This is a genomic window from Pseudomonas sp. GW821-FHT04D07 (genome assembly GCF_059420225.1).
Map to the genome: position 1 here is coordinate 1 of NZ_JBWKTH010000068.1, position 839 is coordinate 839.

1 protein-coding gene is annotated in these 839 nt (G+C 64.0%); it reads left to right on the forward strand.

Annotated elements, in window-relative coordinates; all coding sequences use genetic code 11:
* A partial coding sequence (locus tag AC07T0_RS31720; RefSeq protein WP_495004872.1) for a transketolase-like TK C-terminal-containing protein occupies positions 1-839 on the forward strand: 839 nt, incomplete at both ends.

Below are 839 nucleotides of genomic sequence, written 5' to 3' on the forward strand. Positions count from 1 at the left end.
GCCTACTCCGCGGCCTTCCCGGCCGAAGCCAATGAGTTGGTGCGGCGCCTGAGCGGCGAGCTGCCCGCCGACTTCGCCGAAAAAGCCTCGGCCTATATCGCCGAAGTCGCGGCCAAGGGCGAAACCATCGCCAGCCGCAAGGCCAGCCAGAACGCGCTGAACGCCTTTGGCCCGTTGCTGCCTGAGTTCCTCGGCGGTTCGGCCGACCTGGCCGGTTCCAACCTGACCCTGTGGAAAGGTTGCAAGGGGGTCAGCGCTGAAGATGCCAGCGGCAACTACATGTACTACGGCGTGCGCGAATTCGGCATGACCGCGATCATGAACGGCGTTTCCCTGCACGGCGGCCTGGTGCCTTACGGCGCGACCTTCCTGATGTTCATGGAATACGCGCGCAACGCGGTCCGTATGTCGGCGCTGATGAAGACGCGGGTGATCCATGTCTACACCCACGACTCCATCGGTCTGGGCGAAGACGGTCCGACCCACCAGCCGATCGAGCAACTGGCGAGCCTGCGTTGCACGCCGAACCTCGACACCTGGCGTCCGGCCGACGCGGTGGAATCCGCCGTGGCCTGGAAAAACGCCATCGAGCGCAAGGACGGCCCTTCGGCGCTGATCTTTTCCCGGCAGAACCTGCAACATCAGCAGCGCGATGCGGTGCAGATCGAATGCATCAACCGCGGTGGTTATGTGTTGAAGGATTGCGCGGGCGAGCCTGAGCTGATCCTGATTGCTACCGGTTCGGAAGTGGGCCTGGCGGTGCAGGCGTACGACAAGCTGACCGAGCAGGGCCGCAAGGTCCGTGTGGTGTCGATGCCGTGCACGAGCATCTTCGATGC